This is a genomic window from Pseudomonas sp. 300 (assembly GCF_055803035.1).
In genome coordinates, this window is the sequence record NZ_JAVLRV010000001.1 from 317,922 (window position 1) to 339,043 (window position 21,122).

General features: G+C 60.3%; 14 protein-coding genes. 7 read left to right on the plus strand and 7 right to left on the minus strand.

Features of this window, described 5'->3' with window-relative positions; all coding sequences use genetic code 11:
* Positions 1–480: 480 nt before the first annotated feature.
* The 5 genes from ntrC to glnA all read right to left on the minus strand — a co-directional run bounded on the left by ntrC (position 481) and on the right by glnA (position 5,998).
* Positions 481–1,917: a nitrogen regulation protein NR(I) gene (gene ntrC, locus Q7W83_RS01525; RefSeq protein WP_017336064.1), complete on the minus strand. Its 1,437-nt coding sequence runs from the start codon at positions 1,915–1,917 to the stop codon at positions 481–483.
* Complete coding sequence (gene glnL, locus Q7W83_RS01530) at positions 1,914–2,999, minus strand: nitrogen regulation protein NR(II) (protein WP_473655590.1); 1,086 nt, start codon at positions 2,997–2,999, stop codon at positions 1,914–1,916. The genes ntrC and glnL overlap by 4 nt, the downstream gene beginning before the upstream one ends.
* 230 nt (positions 3,000–3,229) lie before the next feature.
* On the minus strand, positions 3,230–3,850 hold the full coding sequence (locus Q7W83_RS01535; RefSeq protein WP_150631800.1) for a DUF4124 domain-containing protein: 621 nt from the start codon (positions 3,848–3,850) through the stop codon (positions 3,230–3,232).
* The gene (locus Q7W83_RS01540) at positions 3,847–4,356 is read right to left on the minus strand and encodes a DUF4124 domain-containing protein (RefSeq protein WP_150654294.1); all 510 of its coding nucleotides are present in this window, start codon (positions 4,354–4,356) and stop codon (positions 3,847–3,849) included. The genes Q7W83_RS01535 and Q7W83_RS01540 overlap by 4 nt, the downstream gene beginning before the upstream one ends.
* 235 nt (positions 4,357–4,591) lie before the next feature.
* Positions 4,592–5,998, minus strand: coding sequence for a glutamate--ammonia ligase (glnA, locus tag Q7W83_RS01545; protein ID WP_027922158.1), 1,407 nt, complete (start codon positions 5,996–5,998; stop codon positions 4,592–4,594).
* A 330-nt stretch (positions 5,999–6,328) separates the two neighbouring features.
* Here glnA and thiI point away from each other — a divergent pair, with 330 nt between their 5' ends.
* Both thiI and typA read left to right on the plus strand, forming a co-directional pair.
* Positions 6,329–7,783, plus strand: a complete 1,455-nt coding sequence (gene thiI, locus Q7W83_RS01550; RefSeq protein WP_150631797.1) for a tRNA uracil 4-sulfurtransferase ThiI — start codon at positions 6,329–6,331, stop codon at positions 7,781–7,783.
* 139 nt (positions 7,784–7,922) lie between these two features.
* On the plus strand, positions 7,923–9,743 hold the full coding sequence (typA, locus tag Q7W83_RS01555; RefSeq protein WP_084322509.1) for a translational GTPase TypA: 1,821 nt from the start codon (positions 7,923–7,925) through the stop codon (positions 9,741–9,743).
* A gap of 216 nt (positions 9,744–9,959) precedes the next feature.
* On the opposite strand, the gene Q7W83_RS01560 is transcribed toward typA, so the two are convergent.
* Positions 9,960–10,400, minus strand: a complete 441-nt coding sequence (locus tag Q7W83_RS01560; RefSeq protein ID WP_150631865.1) for a YkgJ family cysteine cluster protein — start codon at positions 10,398–10,400, stop codon at positions 9,960–9,962.
* A gap of 259 nt (positions 10,401–10,659) precedes the next feature.
* Here Q7W83_RS01560 and Q7W83_RS01565 point away from each other — a divergent pair, with 259 nt between their 5' ends.
* From Q7W83_RS01565 to Q7W83_RS01585, 5 genes are all read left to right on the plus strand, one after another.
* Entirely contained in the window at positions 10,660–13,110 is a 2,451-nt protein-coding gene (locus Q7W83_RS01565; protein ID WP_150631796.1) for a glycogen/starch/alpha-glucan phosphorylase, read from the plus strand.
* Positions 13,111–13,327: 217 nt separating this feature from the next.
* On the plus strand, positions 13,328–16,933 hold the full coding sequence (locus tag Q7W83_RS01570) for a DUF2339 domain-containing protein (RefSeq protein ID WP_473655591.1): 3,606 nt from the start codon (positions 13,328–13,330) through the stop codon (positions 16,931–16,933).
* Positions 16,930–18,300: a DUF3999 domain-containing protein gene (locus Q7W83_RS01575; protein WP_473655592.1), complete on the plus strand. Its 1,371-nt coding sequence runs from the start codon at positions 16,930–16,932 to the stop codon at positions 18,298–18,300. The genes Q7W83_RS01570 and Q7W83_RS01575 overlap by 4 nt, the downstream gene beginning before the upstream one ends.
* A gap of 239 nt (positions 18,301–18,539) precedes the next feature.
* Positions 18,540–19,550 carry a class 1 fructose-bisphosphatase gene (locus Q7W83_RS01580; RefSeq protein ID WP_150639934.1) on the plus strand — a complete coding sequence of 337 codons (1,011 nt, stop codon included), beginning with the start codon at positions 18,540–18,542 and terminating at the stop codon, positions 19,548–19,550.
* 2 nt (positions 19,551–19,552) lie between these two features.
* Positions 19,553–20,155, plus strand: coding sequence for a DUF924 family protein (locus tag Q7W83_RS01585; protein WP_150631792.1), 603 nt, complete (start codon positions 19,553–19,555; stop codon positions 20,153–20,155).
* 116 nt (positions 20,156–20,271) lie between these two features.
* On the opposite strand, the gene Q7W83_RS01590 is transcribed toward Q7W83_RS01585, so the two are convergent.
* Complete coding sequence (locus Q7W83_RS01590) at positions 20,272–21,036, minus strand: methyl-accepting chemotaxis protein (protein WP_371927683.1); 765 nt, start codon at positions 21,034–21,036, stop codon at positions 20,272–20,274.
* Between the last annotated feature and the right edge of the window lie 86 nt (positions 21,037–21,122).

Below are 21,122 nucleotides of genomic sequence, written 5' to 3' on the forward strand. Positions count from 1 at the left end.
GTGTAAAGAAGGAACCCCTGACCTGCCTGTATCAAGGGCCCCAAAACTGTTTGGGCTCGTCGCAAGTGCGGTGTGAGCCCGATGTAAAGAGGGGAATCCCCGGCCTGCCTGTACCAAGGTCCCCGAAACCGGGTAGTGAACTGAATCACTGAATGGACTATTGCAGGGGGCGTGCCAGGTTTTAACAAGTTGAAACAGAAAGCCGCTTCGAAACGCTGAAAGCCCCGGATTACGGGGCTTTCGTGTTTTTTCGATAAGGCTTGGATTGCGAACGCAGGCAGGATTTCGGATCAGTTGCCGTGCGCGATTGCGGTTCACGGTGCATTCAGGCGGTGCACGGCCGTCCCCAAAAGCATCGCGGGCAAGCCCGCTCCCACAGGGTTCAATGGTGTTCACGCAATCGTGAACACACTGAAGATCACTGTGGGAGCGAGGCTTGCCCGCGAATGGATTTAAGCAACGATGGAAATTGAAGGCTGATTAACCCTCTTCCCCTTCATCATCATCCCCACCATCTACCTTCATCCCCAATTCCTTGATCTTGCGCGTCAGGGTATTACGCCCCCAGCCCAGCAAAACCGCGGCATCGCGGCGGCGGCCAGCCGTATGTTTGAGCGCAGTCTCGATCATGATCCGCTCAAACGCCGGTACCGCGGTGTCGAGCAGGCTCGACTGACCGCGCGCCAGCGCCTGATCGGCCCACTGGCGCAGCGCTTGCTCCCAATTGGTCACCGGCGCCGAATCCTGCGGCAGGCTCAGCAGCTCCGGCGGCAGGTCGCTGATGTGCACTTCGCGACCCGAAGCCATCACCGTGATCCAGCGGCAGGTGTTTTCCAGCTGACGGACGTTACCGCCCCACGGCAGGTTCTTCAGGTATTCCTCGGTTTCGCTTTTCAACAGCTTCGGCTCGACCGCCAGTTCTTGCGCGGCACGGCTGAGAAAGTGCTTGGCGAGGGTCGGGATGTCTTCGCGACGGTCCGACAACCGTGGAATATGAATGCGGATCACGTTGAGACGGTGGAACAAGTCCTCACGGAATTTCCCGGCGTGCACCAGGGTTTCCAGGTTCTGGTGAGTCGCCGCGATGATCCGCACGTCGACTTTGACCGGCACGTGGCCGCCGACGCGGTAGAACTCGCCGTCGGCCAGTACGCGCAGCAAACGGGTCTGCGTGTCCGCCGGCATGTCGCCGATCTCATCAAGGAACAGCGTGCCGCCATCCGCCTGTTCGAAACGTCCGCGACGCAGGTTGGCCGCGCCGGTGAACGCGCCTTTTTCATGGCCGAACAGCTCGGATTCCATCAGGTCTTTCGGGATGGCCGCCATGTTCAGCGCAATGAACGGCGAAGCAGCCCGTGGGCTGTGGCGGTGCAGGGCGTGGGCCACCAGTTCTTTACCCGTACCCGATTCACCGTTGATCAACACGGTAATGTTGGAGTGGCTCAAGCGCCCGATGGCGCGAAACACTTCCTGCATCGCCGGCGCTTCCCCGATGATTTCGGGTGTGCGGGTCAGGGCGACCGGGACTTCCAGGCCTTGCTGTTCCTGGGCGTGCTGGTTGGCGCGCTTGACCAGGGACACCGCTTCGTCGACATCGAACGGCTTGGGCAGGTATTCGAACGCGCCGCCCTGGTAAGACGCGACAGCGCTGTCCAGATCGGAGTGCGCGGTCATGATGATCACTGGCAGCCGTGGGTGTTGCTCGCGAATCCGCGCCAGAAGGTCCAGACCGCTGGCACCCGGCATGCGAATGTCGGAGATGATCACGTCCGGCTGCTGGCGCGCCAGGCGGCTCATCACGCCATCGGCGCTGTCGAAGCTCTGCGTGGTCATGCCTTCCTGCTGCAAGGCTTTTTCCAGGACCCAACGGATAGAACGGTCGTCATCGACGATCCACACGGTTTCACTACGGCTCATGTCGATGTGGCTCCTTGTTCCAGTGGCAGAAAGATCGAGAAGGTGGTGTGGCCTGGATGGCTTTCACATTCGATCAGGCCCTGGTGCTGGCTGATGATGTTCTGGGTAATGGCCAGGCCGAGTCCGGTACCGTCCGGGCGCCCGCTGACCATCGGAAAGAAGATGGTTTCCTGAAGTTCCGCAGGAATGCCGGGACCGTTGTCGATGATTTCGATCTTGGTCACCAGGCGATGGCGTACGTGGCCGATGGTGAACTGGCGCATGGCACGGGTGCGCATAGTGATGCGGCCCAGGCGCAGTTCGTTCTGGCTGCTGATGGCCTGCATCGCGTTACGCACGATGTTCAGGACCGCCTGAATCATCTGTTCACGGTCGATCAATACGTCGGGAATGCTTGGATCGTAATCGCGCACCAATGTGATGCAGCCCTGGCTTTCGGCCTCGACCAAGTGGCAGACGCGTTCCAGCACTTCGTGGACGTTGCACATGGCCAGCGACGGCAACTTGTTGGAGCCGAGCATGCGATCGACGAGATTTCGCAGGCGGTCGGCTTCTTCGATGATGACGTTGGTGTAATCGCGCAGGCTTTCTTCCGGCAGTTCGCGGGCAAGCAACTGGGCCGCGCCGCGAATCCCGCCCAGCGGGTTCTTGATCTCGTGGGCGAGGCCGCGCACCAGCATCTTGCTGGTTTCCTGCTTCGACAGTTGCGCCTCTTCCTTTGTTATTCGCAGTAATCGGTCGCGCGGATGGACTTCCAGCAGCAGCATGGTGGCGCCGTTGGCCAGGATCGGGGTTACCGCGTAGTCGACGGTCAGCGTCTGGCCGGCGAGGGCCGTCAGCATCGCTTCGCGTTTGGTGAACGGATGCGCCTGTTCGACCGCCTGGCGCAGGGAGTTCAGTGCTTCGGTGGACTCGGTGAACAACTCACTGATGAACTGGCCATGGCTGCGCTGGCCGCTGATGGCCAGAAGCATCTCTGCCGCCGGGTTCATGTACTCGAGGCGCAGTTCGGCGTCGAGCAGAATGGTGGCGGTGGTCAGGTTGTCGAGCAGCAATCGATGCAGTGCGTCGCTAATGGTCATCAGGACCTCTTTTGGAGCAGGGCGTGCGCGTGAATAACGCGCCGATACCAGGAAAATGCAAAAACCAAACCAAGGCTCCGAAAAGAAGCGTTAAAGGCCTGAAACGGGCGTTTGACGCGCGCTTGCGTGGCGTTCTGCCAGCTTTCGCGGGTACTTTCGAACCAAAATGGGTTGGTATGTGAGTACGGTGCAACCTATTGCACCAATGTAGTGCGAAAAGCTGAGCGACGTTAGAAGAAGCGCAGGAAGGGATTTTTTTCTTCTTCGGGTTTGTCTTTGAGCGGGCATTCCGGCCGCTGGCCGTAGTCGGCGAGGGTGCAGGGTTTGACCTGGCGTTTTTGCGCGAGGGAGATGCGCAACATGTGGAACGGTTGATTGGCGGTGCGCTCGACGGTGCGGCCGAGTTCGTCGAGGATTTCCACCGACAGGTTGTGGCTGCCGCGGTCGATGTTGCTCAGGGCAAATACCGGGCTGGGGCCGGGCTCGGCGGTGGGCTGGCCGTCGAGCAGCAAGCGGTAGCGATGACCGCGTTGCAGGCCGGGTTCGCTGGTGATGCTGACGATCAACTCTCCGGCACTGCTGCGGATTGTGGCGTCGGGCTCGGGCACCAGTACTCGCAGCATGTCGTAGCGGAACAGGGGTTTGGCTTCTGCTTTTTTTCCGGCAACGACCGGAGGTGCGCCGGTCGGGTTGGCGGACATACGATTGCCTGCGGCGATCGGCACGCGCTTGGCATTGCCGGAGCCTGGCTGATCGGTGAAGACCCGATTGCCCTGGGCGTCGACGTAGGTGAAGACCTCGGCTGACGCGGGCAGCGCGATCAAGCAGGCGGCCAGCAGCCAAAACCTCACGGCTTATGCACCCGCTGTACCGTGAAGGTCACGGTCGGGCTCTGCTGCACGATGTTTTCCCCATCGATCACCTGCACCGCGAGGCTGTGCAACCCTCGATCAATATTCACCAGTTGCAGGGTCGGTACGTTGCTCGGCTGGCCGTAAGGTTGGTCGTCCAGCAACAGCCTGAACAGATGCGGGCCCTGCAAGCGCGGTTTGATCAGCACGTTGACGGTGAAGCTGCCGTTGTTGGCTCGCAGCGCTTCGGTGGTGGGCAAGTTGGTCAGCTCCAGCACCTCGTACGCGCTGCGCGGTTGTTCGCGGCGGGTGGCTTCGGCGGGCGCTGCTGCGGGAGTCTGGCGTTCAACGCTATTGAGCGGCGGCAGTTCGACCGGCTGGGCCTTCACGCCATCGGGAGGTTGATTGCTATACGCGGTGTTGCCGGCGGCGTCGGTGTACTTATAGATCTGCGCGGCGACGGGCAGGGCGATCAGCAGCAAGATGAACAGAAAACCACGACCCATAAAATCGACCAGAAACGAAAGCGTTGAGTTGCAGCATAGGTCAGGGCTGACGATTGACCCAAGTTGTAAACATTTGGGTATGGTTTGCCGGGGTCTTTCAGATACCGCGAAGCTCTGTGGGAGCGGGCTTGCCCGCTCCCACAGGGATCTTTGTCGAACACTGAATCGCGGGCACAAAAAAGGCCTCCCGAAGGAGGCCTCTTTTTGTCACGCCGCGTGTCGCAGCGCTACCGGATCAGCAGCTGTAGTACAGCTCGTATTCCAGTGGGTGTACGAAGGTACGTACCTTGATTTCTTCTTCGCTTTTCAGAGCGATGTAAGCGTCGATGAAGTCATCGGAGAACACGCCGCCTTTGGTCAGGAACGCACGACCTTTGTCCAGCTCTTCCAGGGCTTCTTTCAGGCTGCCGCAAACTTGTGGGATCTCTTTCGCCTCTTCAGGCGGCAGGTCGTACAGGTTTTTGTCGGCAGCATCGCCTGGGTGGATCTTGTTCTGGATGCCGTCCAGGCCAGCCATCAACAGTGCAGCGAAGCCCAGGTACGGGTTGGCTGCTGGATCCGGGAAGCGGGCTTCGATACGGCGAGCGCGTGGGCTCGACACGTAAGGAATGCGGATCGAAGCGGAACGGTTGCGAGCCGAGTAGGCCAGCATTACCGGCGCTTCGAAACCTGGGACCAGACGCTTGTAGGAGTTGGTCGACGGGTTGGTGAAGCCGTTCAGGGCCTTACCGTGCTTGATGATGCCGCCGATGAAGTACAGAGCGGTGTCGGACAGGCCGGCATAGCCTTCGCCAGCGAAGGTGTTCTTGCCATCTTTGGCGATGGACAGGTGAACGTGCATGCCCGAACCGTTGTCGCCGTACAGAGGCTTAGGCATGAAGGTCGCGGTGCGGCCGTATGCGTCAGCAACGTTGTGTACGCAGTACTTCAGGGTTTGAACTTCGTCAGCCTTGGCAACCAGGGTGTTGAACTTCACGCCGATTTCGTTCTGGCCGGCAGTTGCCACTTCGTGGTGGTGAACTTCGATGACCAGGCCCATTTCTTCCATGGCGTTGCACATGGAGGTACGGATTTCGTGGTCATGGTCGAACGGTGGAACAGGGAAGTAGCCGCCTTTGACGCCTGGACGGTGGCCACGGTTGCCGCCTTCCACGTCCTGGTCGGACATCCACGAACCTTGTTCGGAGAAGATTTTGAACATCGAGCCGGAGATGTCGGACTTGAACTTCACTTCGTCGAAGATGAAGAATTCTGGCTCCGGGCCAACGAATACGGTGTCGCCGATACCGGTCGACTTCAGGTATTCCTCTGCACGCTTGGCGATCGCACGTGGGTCACGGTCGTAGCCTTGCATGGTCGAAGGCTCGATCACGTCGCAAACCAGGATCAGGGTCGGCTCTTCGGTGAACGGGTCGAGAACGGCAGTGCTGTCGTCCGGCATCAGGATCATGTCGGAGGCTTCGATGCCTTTCCAGCCAGCGATGGAGGAACCGTCGAACATTTTGCCTTCTTCGAAGAAAGCGTCATCCAGCGCGTCGCGAGCCGGCATGGTCACGTGGTGCTGAGTGCCTTTGGTGTCCGTGAAGCGCAGATCAATCCACTTGACGTCATGATCTTTGATGAGTTGAACCGACTTCGACATAGTGTCCTCCGGGTGGCTTCGGGCTTAGTAGTGGATGCCCTTAGAATGTGGGTGATGCCGGCGCGAATACTCTGCCAAGGCAACCTGCCTCACAAGGGAGCAAATTGCATGCCAGTGCCCCACCATGGGTTTTTTGCCCCAATATCACGCTTATAAAGGCGCAAGGGGCACTTAAGGCAAAAATATCGCCCTACAATGTGGCGCTAAATTCGACAAATGACCCGTTTTGGTGCGCGCAAAACCTTCTGCACATTAACTGGTTAAACCTTGAGCAATTTCCGCTATAATCCGCGCCCCCCTTTTTCGGCTGGCCCAGCGCGCGCTGTTTTCATGAAACTAATCGTAAAAGTCTTCCCCGAGATCACCATCAAGAGCCGCCCGGTACGGATGCGTTTCATCCGCCAGTTGGCCAAAAACATCCGCACCGTGCTCCGCGATCTGGACCCGGCCGTGGTGGTGAACGGTGTGTGGGACAATCTCGAGCTTGAAACCCGCGTCAGCGAGCCCAAAGTACTGAAGGAGATCACCGATCGCCTGAGCTGCATGCCGGGCATCGCGCATTTCCTGCAGGTCGACGAATACCCGCTGGGTGATTTCGACGACATCGTTGCCAAGTGCAAGCTGCACTTCGGCGATTCGCTGGCCGGGAAAATTTTTTCGGTGCGCTGCAAACGCGCCGGCAAGCATGAATTCAGTTCGATGGATGTCGAGAAATACGTCGGCAGCCAACTGCGTCGTCAGTGCGGTGCTGCCGGAATCTCGCTGAAAGAGCCAGAAATCGAAGTTCGCATCGAAATTCGCGACAAACGGTTGTTCGTGATCCACAGCCAGCACAACAGCATCGGCGGATATCCGCTGGGAGCCCTGGAACAGACGCTTGTACTGATGTCCGGCGGCTTCGATTCCACGGTGGCTGCCTACCAGATCATGCGCCGCGGCCTGATGAGCCATTTCTGCTTCTTCAATCTGGGCGGACGGGCCCATGAACTGGGCGTCATGGAAGTCGCGCACTTCATCTGGAAGAAGTACGGCAGCTCCCAGCGCGTGTTATTTGTCAGTGTGCCGTTCGAGGAAGTTCTGGGAGAAATTCTCGGGAAAGTCGATAACAGTCATATGGGTGTAGTTTTGAAGCGTATGATGTTGCGCGCTGCTTCCCGTATTGCCGATCGGCTGGACATCGAAGCGCTGGTTACCGGTGAAGCGATTTCCCAGGTATCGAGCCAGACGTTGCCGAACCTGTCCGTGATCGACTGCGTGACCGACAAGCTGGTCTTGCGTCCGCTGATCGCCAGTCACAAGCAGGACATCATCGACCTGGCCAACGAAATCGGCACTGCCGACTTCGCCAAGCACATGCCGGAGTATTGCGGGGTCATTTCGGTGAACCCCAAGACCCACGCCAAGCGTCCGCGCGTGGAGCATGAAGAGAAAGAATTCGACATGGCGGTCCTTGAGCGTGCGCTCGAGAACGCCAAACTGGTGCCGATCGATCGCGTGATCGACGAATTGGGCCAGGACTTGCAGATCGAAGAAGTCAGCGAAGCACTGGCGGGCCAGATCATCATCGACATCCGTCACCCGGATGCCGCTGAAGACGAGCCGCTGGAACTCGGTGGCATTGAGGTACAGACGATGCCGTTTTATGCATTGAACGCTCGTTTCAAGGAACTGGACCCTACTCGCCAGTACCTGCTGTATTGCGACAAAGGCGTGATGAGTCGCCTGCATGCCCACCATTTGCTCAGTGAGGGGCATGCCAATGTGCGCGTTTATCGACCGAGCTAAGAGCCCGGGGCTGTTTGCCTGTGGCCTGCGTCACCGGCCCCCCGACTCTGCCGTCAAGCTGTAACGGCAAGGCCTGACTCTACTGTTAATCGCTGCCACGACCTGTCAGCACACCGAATCCTCTGATCGAGATACACAAGTGATCGAAAATCTACGCAACATCGCCATCATTGCTCACGTTGACCATGGTAAAACCACCTTGGTAGACAAACTCTTGCGTCAATCCGGCACCCTGGAGCGCAACGAGCTCAACGACGAGCGCGTGATGGACTCCAACGACCAGGAGAAAGAGCGCGGTATTACCATTCTGGCGAAAAACACCGCCATCAACTGGAACGGCTACCACATCAACATCGTGGACACCCCGGGCCACGCCGACTTCGGCGGCGAAGTTGAACGCGTAATGTCGATGGTTGACTCCGTTCTGCTGCTGGTTGACGCTCAAGACGGCCCTATGCCGCAAACCCGTTTCGTGACCAAGAAGGCTTTCGAAGCCGGCCTGCGTCCGATCGTGGTCATCAACAAGGTTGACCGTCCAGGCGCGCGTCCGGACTGGGTTCTGGACCAGATCTTCGACCTGTTCGACAACCTGGGTGCCACCGAAGAACAACTGGACTTCAAAGTCGTCTACGCCTCGGCCCTGAACGGTATTGCCGGTCTGGAACACACCGCCATGGCGGAAGACATGACCCCGCTGTACCAGTCGATTGTCGACAACGTACCTGCGCCGAAAGTCGACCGTGACGGTCCGTTCCAGATGCAAATCTCCGCTCTGGACTACAACAGCTTCCTGGGTGTTATCGGCGTTGGCCGTATCGCTCGTGGCCGCATCAAGCCGAACACTCCGGTTGTCGCTATCGACGCCGACGGCAAGAAGCGTAACGGTCGTATTCTGAAGCTGATGGGTCACCACGGTCTGCACCGTATCGACGTTGAAGAAGCAGCTGCCGGCGACATCGTCTGCATCAGCGGCTTCGACCAGCTGTTCATCTCCGACACTCTGTGTGACCCACTGAACGTCGAAGCGATGAAGCCGCTGACCGTTGATGAGCCAACCGTTTCCATGACCTTCCAGGTAAACGACTCGCCTTTCTGCGGTAAAGAAGGCAAGTTCGTGACTTCCCGTAACATCAAGGAACGTCTGGACAAAGAGCTGCTGTACAACGTTGCTCTGCGCGTTGAAGAAGGCGACTCGGCCGACAAGTTCAAAGTCTCCGGCCGTGGTGAGCTGCACCTCTCGGTACTGATCGAAACCATGCGTCGCGAAGGCTTCGAAATGGGTGTTGGTCGTCCGGAAGTGATCATCCGCATGGTTGACGGCGTGAAGCACGAACCGTACGAAAACGTGACCATCGACCTGCCGGAAGAATCGCAAGGTTCGATCATGGAACAGATCGGTATCCGTAAAGGCGACCTGACCAACATGGTTCCGGATGGCAAGGGCCGTGTGCGCCTTGAGTACAACATCCCGGCACGTGGCCTGATCGGTTTCCGTAACGAGTTCCTGACCCTGACCTCCGGTGCAGGCATCCTGACCTCGATCTTCGACCGTTACGACGTGATGAAGTCCGGCGACATGTCCGGCCGTCAGAACGGCGTGCTGGTTTCGGTTGCTACCGGTAAGGCTCTGACTTACTCGCTGGAAACCCTGCAAGCTCGCGGCAAACTGTTCCTGGGTCACGGTGAAGACGTGTACGAAGGTCAAATCGTCGGCATCAACAGCCGCGACAACGACCTGGGCGTCAACCCAACCAAAGGGAAGAAGCTCGACAACATGCGTGCTTCGGGTAAAGACGAAACCATCGCTCTGGTTCCGCCTATCCGTTTCACCCTGGAACAAGCTCTTGAGTTCGTGCAAGAAGACGAACTGTGCGAAGTCACTCCTAAGTCCATCCGTCTTCGCAAGAAGATCCTGGGCGAAAGCGAGCGTACCCGCGCTGCCAAGAAAAGCGGCAACTGAGTTTCGACTTAGTTAAGGCTTAAAAAAACGCCCCCGACCGCAAGGTCGGGGGCGTTTTTGTTTGTCTGGGATTTGTGCGGTGTTTGTGCCGGCCTCATCGCGGGCAAGCCCGCTCCCACAGTGATTTGTGGTGTTCACAAAATCCGAGTTCAGTGCCGAACCCTGTGGGAGCGGGCTTGCCCGCGATGAGGGCCTGTCAGGCCGCGAGATTCCGGATCAGAACTTGTCGAGGGGACGACGGCTGCTGCTGGTCTCACGCGCCACTTCTTTGGGCTTGTAAGCGCAATACCCCGGTCGCGGTCCGATCTTCGGGTGGTTGCGGCAAGTATCCGGGCGCTTTTCATAAATAGTGCACAGACGGCTCTTACGATCCAGGTACAGGCAATCGTTGTTGCTCATGCGCTGGAGGGTGAAGATCTCGGTCTTCTGGCTGTAACGCTCGACGATCCCTTCCTTTTGCAAACGCTTGGCGATGTTCTTCGCCGGTTCGCCGCGCTCGAACTCGTCGACGATGCCGATGCGAATCAGGTCCTTGATCTTGACCTCGACCGGCAAGGTGCAGCAGCTGGATATGCAAGAACCGCACATCGGCGCAGAGTACTTGGCCCAGGTATCGAGGCGATCGATCTCGGCGGCGGCGATCAGGTTGGGTTTCATCATCGGTTGTTACCAGCGTGTGCATCAGGGCGCGCGATCATACCGGGACTGGTGGATTTTTGAACAACCTTTCGCCAGATTTTTTTATTTGCGGCCAACCACACTTGAATTCCGGCACGGCCCCTGCATTGATTCAGGCACACGCCAAGCTAATGCCGACCTATCTCGCACTAACAGGAAATACTGCCGAACCAGAGCCTCTACCGCCTGTCAGACCGTCTAGGCTCAGACAACCCAAAGCTCGCTCGAGGTCCTATCGATGACTCAAGAACCACTTGTTCGCGAAGCAGAGGTGGCCGCATTCCGCGACGCCGTCTTGACCAAACTCACCTATGCGGTGGGCAAAGACCCGGATCACGCCTTCGACCACGACTGGTTCGAAGCCATTGCGCTGGCAGCGCGCGATCACATGGTCGAGCACTGGATGGACCACACCCGGCAGATCTACCGCAAAGGTCAGAAGCGGGTTTACTACCTCTCCCTGGAATTTCTCATCGGCCGGCTGCTCTACGACAGCCTGAGCAACCTCGGCCTGCTGGACGTCGCCCGCGAGGCCATGACCGAACTGGGCGTCGACATTGAGCGCATCCGCCTGCTGGAGCCCGACGCGGCCCTGGGCAATGGTGGCCTGGGTCGTCTGGCGGCGTGCTTCATGGAAAGCATGTCGACCCTCGGCATCGCCGGCCACGGCTACGGCATTCGCTATGAGCACGGCTTGTTCCGTCAGGCGATTGTCGATGGCTGGCAGCAGGAACAGACCGAGCACTGGCTGGATTTCGGCAACCCGTGGGAATTCGAGCGTCCCGAAGTCGTTTACCCGATCGGCTTCGGTGGCAGCGTCGAAACCGTCACCGACGACAGCGGCAAGTCCAGGCAAGTCTGGTCCCCGGCGGAAACCGTGCGAGCGATTGCCTACGACACCCCGGTGGTCGGCTGGCGCGGGGCGAGCGTCAATACATTGCGCCTGTGGCGTGCCCGAGCCGTGGAAGATTTACACCTGGAGCGCTTCAACGCCGGCGACCACTTGGGCGCGGTCGCGGAAGTGGCCCGCGCCGAAAGTATCTCTCGCGTGCTTTACCCGGCGGACAGCACCGAAGCCGGCCAGGAATTGCGCCTGCGTCAGGAGTACTTCTTCGTCGCGGCATCCCTCCAGGATTTGCTGCGCCGCCATCGCAACATGCACACCTCGGTGCTGACCCTGGGCGACCACGCGGCGATCCAGCTCAACGATACTCACCCCTCGATTGCCGTGGCCGAGCTGATGCGTCAGTTGGTCGATGTCTACGATGTCGCGTGGGACGCCGCGTGGCAGGTCACCGTCGACACGCTCTCGTACACCAACCACACGCTGTTGCCGGAGGCGCTGGAAACCTGGCCGGTCGGTTTGATGGAGCGGATGCTGCCACGGCACATGCAGATCATTTACCTGATCAACGCCCAGCACATCGACTCGCTGCGCGCCAAAGGCATCCACGATTTTGACGTGCTGCGCGCGGTGTCGCTGATCGAAGAGGACAACGGTCGCCGGGTGCGCATGGGCAACCTTGCGTTCCTCGGCTCCCACAGCGTCAACGGCGTGTCCGGGCTGCACACGCAGTTGATGCGCAAAACCGTGTTCTCCGAACTGCACAAGCTTTACCCGGAGCGGATCAACAACAAGACCAACGGCATCACCTTCCGCCGCTGGTTGTATCAGGCCAACTCGGAGTTGACCTCGATGCTGGTCGATGCCCTCGGCCCTGACCTGTTGGATAACCCGGAGGAGCGTTTGCTCGATCTGGAACCGTTCGCGGAAAAAGCCGCATTCCGCAAGGCCTTCGCCGAACAGCGCCTGCACAGCAAAAAGGCCCTCGCGTACATCATTCACGAGCGCCTTGGGGTCGCGGTCAACCCGGCGGCGTTGTTTGACGTGCAGGTCAAACGGATCCACGAATACAAACGTCAGTTGCTCAACTTGCTGCACACCGTCGCGCTGTATCAGGCGATTCGCGCCGAGCCGGAAATCGACTGGGTGCCACGGGTGAAGATCTTCGCCGGCAAGGCCGCCGCCAGTTATCACCAGGCCAAGCTGATCATCAAACTGACCAACGATATCGCCCGGGTGGTGAACAACGACCCGACCGTGCGCGGTTTGCTCAAAGTGGTGTTCCTGCCCAACTACAACGTCAGCCTGGCGGAGAGCATCATTCCGGCGGCGGACTTGTCGGAGCAGATTTCCACCGCCGGTTTTGAAGCGTCGGGCACCAGTAACATGAAGTTCGGTCTCAACGGCGCATTGACCATCGGCACGCTGGACGGCGCCAACGTGGAAATGTGCGAGCGCATCGGTGTCGAGCACATGTTCATCTTCGGCCTCAGCGCGCAGCAGGTCGAAGCGCGCAAGCAGAACCACGAGTTCAGCGCGGTGCCGGACATTGCTGCGTCCCATCGGTTGAATGACGTGCTGCAAGCGATTCGCGGCGGGGTGTTTTCGCCAGATGATCCGTCCCGCTACACCGGGTTGATCGATTCGCTGATCGACTACGACCGCTTCCTGGTTTGCGCCGATTTCGATTCTTACTGGGATGCGCAGATGCGCGTCGAAGCCCATTGGCACGATTCGAACGAGTGGTGGCGTTCAGCGGTGTTGAACACGTCCCGGATGGGTTGGTTCTCTTCCGACCGGACTATTCGCGAGTACGCCACGGATATCTGGAAAGCATTGGAGTAACTTTTAGCAATAAATGCGAGCAAGGTCCGACGGTTGTTGGACCTGATCGATATACTGAGCACCAGTTTCAGTGAGCGCTGCGCGCTCAATCGCGGGCAAGCCACGCTCCCACAGAATCTGCGTAAGTCTGTGGGAGCGGCGTTGCGACGATTCGACTTGCCCGCGATGACGTCAGCGCAGACGCCACAAGGCAATGGGCCGCTTAGGGATATCGACCATGCAATGGATGTTCATGCTGATTGGGCTGGTGCTGGGCTGGGTACTCGACGAGTCGTTCAGCGACGCGCTGCTGGGCGCGCTGCTCGGGTTGGGTATCGGCCAGGCCATACGCATCGGCCGTTTGGGTTCGCAATCGGCCGAACAGCGCGCTCTGCTGGATCAGGCGCAAGTGGCGTTGAATGCGGTCCAGCAACGCCTGGCCTTGCTGGAGATGTCTGGCCTCAAGGCGCCTGAAGCCAGCGAACCGCTTGCCGACGAGCCGGTCGCCAGTGAACCCGCCACCTCTCCTGTATTCATTCTCGAAGAAATCCCTGTCTCGACCCCGGAGATGGTCTGGGAACTCCCTCCCGAACTCGAGCCGGTCGGCGCGTCGGCGGCGCAAACCAGCCGTCCGCTGCCCGACGATGCCTGGAAACCTGAAGCGGTTGCCCGCGAGCCCGTCATCCCGCGTGGCCCGAACTTTATCGAGCGCGCCATCAGCGGCGCACGCAACTGGCTGTTCGGAGGCAACACCGTGCTGCGGGTCGGCGTGGTGCTGTTGTTCCTCGGTCTGGCGTTTCTGCTGCGTTATGCCACCGAAGGCATGGTGGTGCCGATTGAACTGCGTTACGCCGGTGTGGCGGCGGCGGCTTTGGGCCTGCTCGGTCTGGGCTGGTGGCTGCGTCATCGCAACAATCACTATGCGTTGATGCTGCAAGGCACCGGGATTGCCGTGTTGTACCTGACAGTGTTCGCAGCGATGCGTTTGCACCCATTGCTCGATCCGACGGCGGCGCTCGGGCTGCTGGTGGCGGTGACGGTGTTCTCGGCCATTCTGGCCATCACTCAGGACTCGCTGGCACTGGCCTGCGCCGCAGCGTTGGGTGGTTTCGCCGCGCCGATCCTGACGTCCACCGGCGCCGGCAACCATGTCGCGCTGTTCAGCTATTTCGCCTTGCTCAATGCGGGCATCCTCGCCATCGCCTGGTTCAAGGCCTGGCGGCTGCTCAACCTGATCGGCTTCGTCGGCACCTTTGGCATCGGGTTCGCCTGGGGCCTGCGCTCCTACACGCCGGACTTGCTGTGGAGCACCGAGCCGTTTCTGATTCTGTTCTTCCTGATGTACCTGGCCATCGGTCTACTGTTTGCGCGGCGCAAGTTACTGGAAATGAGCGACGCGCCCGAAGACGACAGTCGCGAGGCGTTGCTGCGCTGGTCGGCACGCAAGGGTGATTACGTCGACGGCACGATGCTGTTCGGCCCGCCGCTGGTGGGTTTCGGTTTGCAGTTCGCGCTGGTCCAGCATCTGGAGTTTGCTGCGGCTTTCAGCGCATTGGCGCTGGGCATGATCTACATGGGCCTGGCCCGCCTGCTGATGGGCGGCCGAGCGTTGTTGCTGGCGGAAACCTGTCTGGCGTTGGGCGTGATTTTCGCCAGTCTGGCGATCCCGTTGGGGCTTGATGCGCGTTGGACAGCGGCCGCCTGGGCTGTGGAGGGCGCCGGGATTTTCTGGCTCGGCCTGCGTCAGCAACGACCGCTGGCGCGCGCGTTTGCCTTGCTGCTGCAACTGGGGTCGGCGTTGGCGTTTCTCGGCGAGTTGCGCATCGGCGAAAGCAGCCTGCTCGATGGCGCGCCGCTGGGCGCATTGATGCTCGGCGTGGCCCTGCTGTTCAGCTTCTACCAATTGCGTAACGCCGCACCCGAGCAAACGTCGGAGTGGGAGCGCAAAGGCCTGCCGGTGTTGGCGTGCCTCGGCCTGACCTTTCTCTATCTGCTGGCGCCGCTGTTCTTCTTCACCCACGGTACGGCGATCAGTTGGGCGCTGGCGGGTCTGGCGACGTTGTTTGTTGGCCTGCGCCTGCAATCGCGGACCTTCCTGTTCACCGCATTTGCCGTCCAGTTGCTGGGTGGCGCGCTGTTCCTGCTGCGACTGCAAGGTGCGAGTGGTGAGTCGGGCGCGGTGTTCAGCGCGGGTTGGAGCGGTTTGCTCAGCGCGTCGCTGATCGGTCTGGCGTTGATCGCCGGTATGTTGCTGGCCGCGCGCGACGACATGGTGCGCAGCGACGTTCGGTTGTTGCGCGGTTTGTCGGTGGTGTTGCTGGCCGGGCTGGTGCTGATCAACCTCGCCGTGCTGTTCGTACTGCCATGGCAAACCGCGAGCGCGGTGTGGGCGGCCAGTGGTCTGTTGATTATCTGGTTGAGCCTTTATCTGAAGCAGCGTGTGAGTTTCGTCTTCGGTCTGCTGTTGCAGGTGATTGGCGGTGCGGCGTTCCTGTTCGCCGGGCCGGATCTGCTGGGGCCGCTGGCCAGCGAAGGCTTGAAGCCGCTGGCGCACAGCGGCTTCTGGACCCCGTTGGTACTGGGCCTGGCGGCGATGGTTGGCGCCTGGCGTCTGCAGCTCGGCAACCATGCTTCGGCTTTCGATGTATTGAGTTTGCAGCGTTTGTCCGAAGTGCTGCTGGTGTGGGGCGCGGGTTGGTGGGCGTTGGCGTGGATCAGTGAAGTGCTGCGGTTTGCGCCGGTGAATATTCAAGCGACGTTGCTGCTGACGGTCGCGGCGCTGAGCGTTACGCTATGGGCAGTGTTGGCGTTGCGCCTGAAATGGCCGTCGCTGGGTTTGCTCTGCACCTTGCTGATGCCTGCGAGCGGTGTGGCATTGCTCGGGGCGTGGCACTCGCGTTACCACCCTGCGGCCGATGTCGGCTGGCTCGCCTGGGCGGCGGTGTTCGTCGTGCATTTCATCTCGCTGCGGCGTCTGGCGCCGCTGTTGCCGGCTCGCGCCTTGAGTACGGCTCATGTGCTCGGCTGCTGGCTGTTGATCGGTGTACTGGCGCTGGAGTTGCGTTACGGCTTGCTGCTGTTGTCCGAGCAGTACAACGCCTGGCGTTGGTTGGGTTGGGCGATTCTGCCGAGTGTTTATCTGGTGTTGATGGCCGCACCGCGTGCCTGGCCGTGGCCTGTGTCGGCCTGGCCGCGCGAATATCGACTGTACGCGGCGGCACCGCTGGCATTGCTCATGCTCGGTTGGTTCTGGCTGGCGAACACTGTCAGCGACGGCACCGCCGAACCGTTGCCTTATGTGCCGCTGATCAATCCGCTGGAGTTGGGGCTGTTGTTCGCGCTGTTCGGCGTGTACGTCTGGTCCCGCAACGCCCTGTCGCAACTGGCCATCCGGCAGGACACCTTTGATCACGCCACGCAACTGATCGCCGGCGTCTCGCTGTTCGCGTTCTTCACTGCGCTGGTGATGCGCACGGCGCACCATTGGGGCGATGTGCCGTATGAGCTGGATGCGCTGCTCGAATCGATGTTGGTGCAAGCGGGCCTGTCCATCGTCTGGACCTTGATGGCCCTGAGCCTGATGATCGGCGGCCATCTACGGCATCGTCGCGAAGTCTGGCTGATCGGGGCGGCGTTGATCGGCGTGGTGGTCGCGAAACTGTTCTTTGTCGAATTGAGTAACCGTGGCGGACTCGCCCGGATCGTCTCGTTTATCGGTGTTGGCGTGTTGCTGTTGGTGGTGGGCTATTTCGCCCCGTTGCCGCCCAAGCGCGCCGACGCTGCGCGCCAAGGCGGAGCCGAACCTGAAAAACCGGCCCCGCAAACCGAAGGAGTGTCGTCTTGAGTCAGAAGCTGAACCTGGTCTGGTTGGGCGCTGTTGCGTTGGGCGTGGCGTTGTCGGCCACTGCGCAGGAAAAGCCGTCGGACTTCGCCACGCAAGTGCCGTTGACCGTGAGCGGCGAAGGGCCGTGGTATCGCCTCGAATTGCCCTTGGCCGTGCAATTGAATGCGCGGCAAACCGACCTCAGCGATGTGCGCGTATTCAACGCGAACGGTGAAGCTCAGGCCTACGCCTTGGCGCGTGAGACCGCGAAAACCGGCGAAAACCCTCTGACCGATGTGAAGTGGTTCCCGCTGTACAACTCGGCGGACGCCACCGAGCGCGCGCCGAGTGTGCGGGTGCAATCGAACGCTAACGGCACGCTGGTCGAGGTGCAGCCGTCGAGTCAACTGGAGGTGGGCGAAGAAGTGCTGCGCGGTTGGTTGCTCGACGCCAGCGGCATCAAGGCGCCGTTGCAGCAACTGATCCTCGACTGGACCAGCGAGCGCGATGGCTTCCAGCGTTTCAGCATCGAAGCCAGCGACGATTTGCAGCATTGGCAGTCGTGGGGTGACGGGCAGGTGGCGCGGCTGACGTTTGCCGACGAGCGGGTTGAGCAGCATGAAGTCAGCTTGCCGGGGCAACCGGCGCGTTATCTGCGCTTGTTGTGGAACGCGCCGCAATCGGCGCCGACGCTGACGTCAGTGCAACTGGAAAGTGCCAGCACACGCAGCCTTTCGCTGCCGCTGGTCTGGTCGCAACCGTTGGCCGGCAGCAGCGCGAAGGCCGGGGAATACACTTGGCAATTGCCGATGGGGCTGAACGTCGAGCGCTTGCAGGTCGAGCTGAATCAGCCGAACAGCCTTGCGCCGGTGACCTTGTCCGGTCGTCGCGAAAGCAGCCTGCCGTGGCAGCCGTTGAGCAGTGGTTTGCTCTATCGCTTGACCCAGAGTGGCCAGGATGTGGTGCAGAACGAATTGCAGCTGCCAGGGCAAACCGTGCAGCAGTTGAAGTTGACGGTGGACGAGCGCGGCGGTGGCTTGGGTGCCGAGGCGCCGACGGTGCGATTCGCTGTGCGTTCGACGCAATTGGTGTTCCTGGCGCGCGGCGCCGGGCCTTATACGCTGGCGTTGGGCAATGCGACGGTGAAAGCGGCGAACCTGCCGCTGGCAACGCTGATTCCGGATTACAGTGCGGCGAAGTGGGCGGCGTTGGGTAAGGCGACGGTGGACAGCGGGGTGGTCGCGACACCGACGTCGGCAGTCACCTCGACTGCACAGGTTGAAACCAACTGGAAGAAGTTCGGGTTGTGGGCGGTGTTGTTGCTGAGCGTTTTGTTTTTGGCGGCGATGGCGTTCAGCTTGTTGCGCAAACCCCCGGTAAAACCTTGAAGGCGGGTGCTGCGCACCCGATCGCCAGCAGGCTGGCTCCCACAGTTAGTCGCATTCCCCTGTGGGAGCCAGCCTGCTGGCGATAGCGGTTTATCGGACGGTAAAAATGCCCGTTTCGAACTACGCTAAACCCGGCACATGAACTCTATTGGGCATCTCACGTCTGATAGGAGGAAATGCGCCCCGACTCGCGTTAAACTGCGCGGGTTTTTAGCCCCCCCATTCCACCGGAGCCTTCCATGTCCCGCGTTACCCTGAGTCGCTATTTGATTGAGCAGACCCGTAGCAACAACACCCCTGCCGATCTGCGTTTCCTGATCGAAGTGGTGGCGCGCGCCTGTAAAGAAATCAGCCACGCCGTCTCCAAAGGCGCCCTGGGTGGTGTTCTGGGCAGCATGGGCACCGAAAACGTCCAAGGTGAAGTGCAGAAGAAACTCGACGTGATCTCCAACGAGATCCTGCTCGAAGCCAACGAATGGGGCGGCCACCTGGCCGGCATGGCGTCCGAAGAAATGGACAATGCCTACCAGATCCCGGGTAAATACCCGAAAGGCGCGTACCTGCTGGTGTTTGACCCGTTGGACGGTTCGTCGAACATCGACATCAACGCTCCGGTCGGTACTATTTTCTCGGTGCTGCGTTGCCCGAGCGAATACCTGAGCCAGAACGAAGCCTTGAACGAAAAGGCTTTCCTGCAGCCAGGCACCGAGCAGGTTGCCGCCGGTTATGCCATCTACGGCCCACAGACCATGCTGGTGCTGACCCTGGGTGATGGCGTGAAAGGCTTTACCCTGGACCGTGAGATGGGCAGCTTCGTACTGACCCATGAAGACATCACGATCCCGGAGTCCACGCAGGAATTCGCGATCAACGCGTCCAACCAGCGTCACTGGGAAGCACCGGTACAACGTTACGTCGACGAATTGCTGGCGGGTGACGAAGGTCCGCTGAAAAAGAACTACAACATGCGCTGGGTCGCCGCGATGGTGGCCGACGTGCACCGTATCCTGACCCGTGGCGGCCTGTTCATGTACCCACGTGACAGCCGCGAGCCTTCGAAGCCGGGCAAACTGCGCCTGATGTACGAAGCCAACCCGATGTCGTTCCTGGTTGAACAGGCCGGCGGCGCCTCTACCGATGGTCACCAGCGCATCCTCGACATTCAGCCGGACGGCTTGCACCAGCGCGTAGCGGTGTTCCTCGGTTCGAAAGAAGAAGTCGCACGCGTTACGGCTTACCACAAGGAATAAACATGACCGCGCCCTGGCAGCCGTTGCTCGAATGGTGGTTCGGAAACTCCGAATCACCCAACGAAACAGCGGCGGAGAAGGGCAAGTTATGGTTCGGCAAGCGCGACAGCCAGGACCTCGAAGCGCAGACGCGTTTCGGGGACTGGGTCGAGCAGGCACTGGCCGGCGGATTGACTGACTGGGCGCAACGCCCTGACGGTTGGCTGGCCCTGGTGCTGCTGCTCGATCAACTCCCGCGAATGATCTATCGCGACACTCCCAAATCCTTTGCAGGCGATCTCAGGGCGCAGGCTCTCGTAGCGCAAGGCATTGCTGCGGATTTTGATCGGCAGTTGCGACCGATTCAGCGGGTGTTTATCTACCTGGTGTTCGAGCATTGCGAGCATCTGGCGGTGCAGGATGAGGCGGTTTCGCGCTTTATCGCGCTGGTTGCCGAGCAGCCAGAAGCTGATCGCGCGGTGTTTGCCGATAATTTGGATTATGCCGAGCGGCATCGGGAAGTGATTGCGCGGTTTGGACGGTTTCCGCATCGCAATGCGGTGTTGGGGCGGGAGTCTACCGCGCAGGAGTTGGCGTTTCTTTCGCAGCCTGGGTCTCGGTTCTGACTCTTCATTGCGGCTGATGCCGTCATCGCCAGCAGGCTGGCTCCCACAGGGGGTTGTGATCGACACAAACCTATTGTGGGAGCCAGCCTGCTGGCGATGAGGCCAGTGAAAGCGCCTTAGATCCGGAAACTACCCACCAACTGCTTCAACCGCGCCGCCTGCTGCTCAAGGTCAGAGCAAGCACGCAACGTCGCCTGCAGGTTCTCCACCCCTTCCTGGTTCAGCGTGTTGATCTCAGTGATGTCGACATTGATCGATTCCACCACAGCGGTCTGCTCTTCAGTCGCCGTCGCCACGGACTGGTTCATCCCGTCGATCTCACCGATGCGCTGCGTCACGCTGCCCAGACGCTCGCCCGCCTGATTGGCAATGCCCACGCTGCTTTCACTCTGGCGCTGGCTGTCGGTCATGGTGCTCACCGCTTCGCGGGCGCCGACTTGCAGTTCCTCGATCATCTTCTGCACTTGCTGCGCCGAATCCTGCGTGCGGTGGGCGAGGTTGCGCACTTCGTCGGCGACCACGGCAAAACCGCGTCCGGCTTCACCGGCACGGGCGGCTTCGATGGCGGCGTTCAAGGCCAGCAAGTTGGTCTGCTGCGAGATGCTGGTGATCACTTCCAGAATCTGCCCGATGTTCACCGTGTTGCTGTTGAGCGTCTCGATGTTGCCGCACGAATCGCTGATCTTCGCCGAGAGCTGTTGCATCGCCGCGATGGTTTTATCCACCACCTGCTGACCGTCCTCGGCCAAGGCGCGTGCATCGCTCGAATGCTGCGAGGCGAGGGCGGCGTTCTGGGCGATTTCCTGGGCGGCGGCGCCCAGTTCGTTGATGGCGGCGGCCACGCTGCTGGTGCGCGAGGCTTGCTGATCGGAGTTGAACATTGACGAGTTGGACGCGGCGACGACGCGCAGGGCGACTTCGTTGACCTGGCCGGTGGCCGAGGAGACTTCGCGGATCGAGGTGTGAA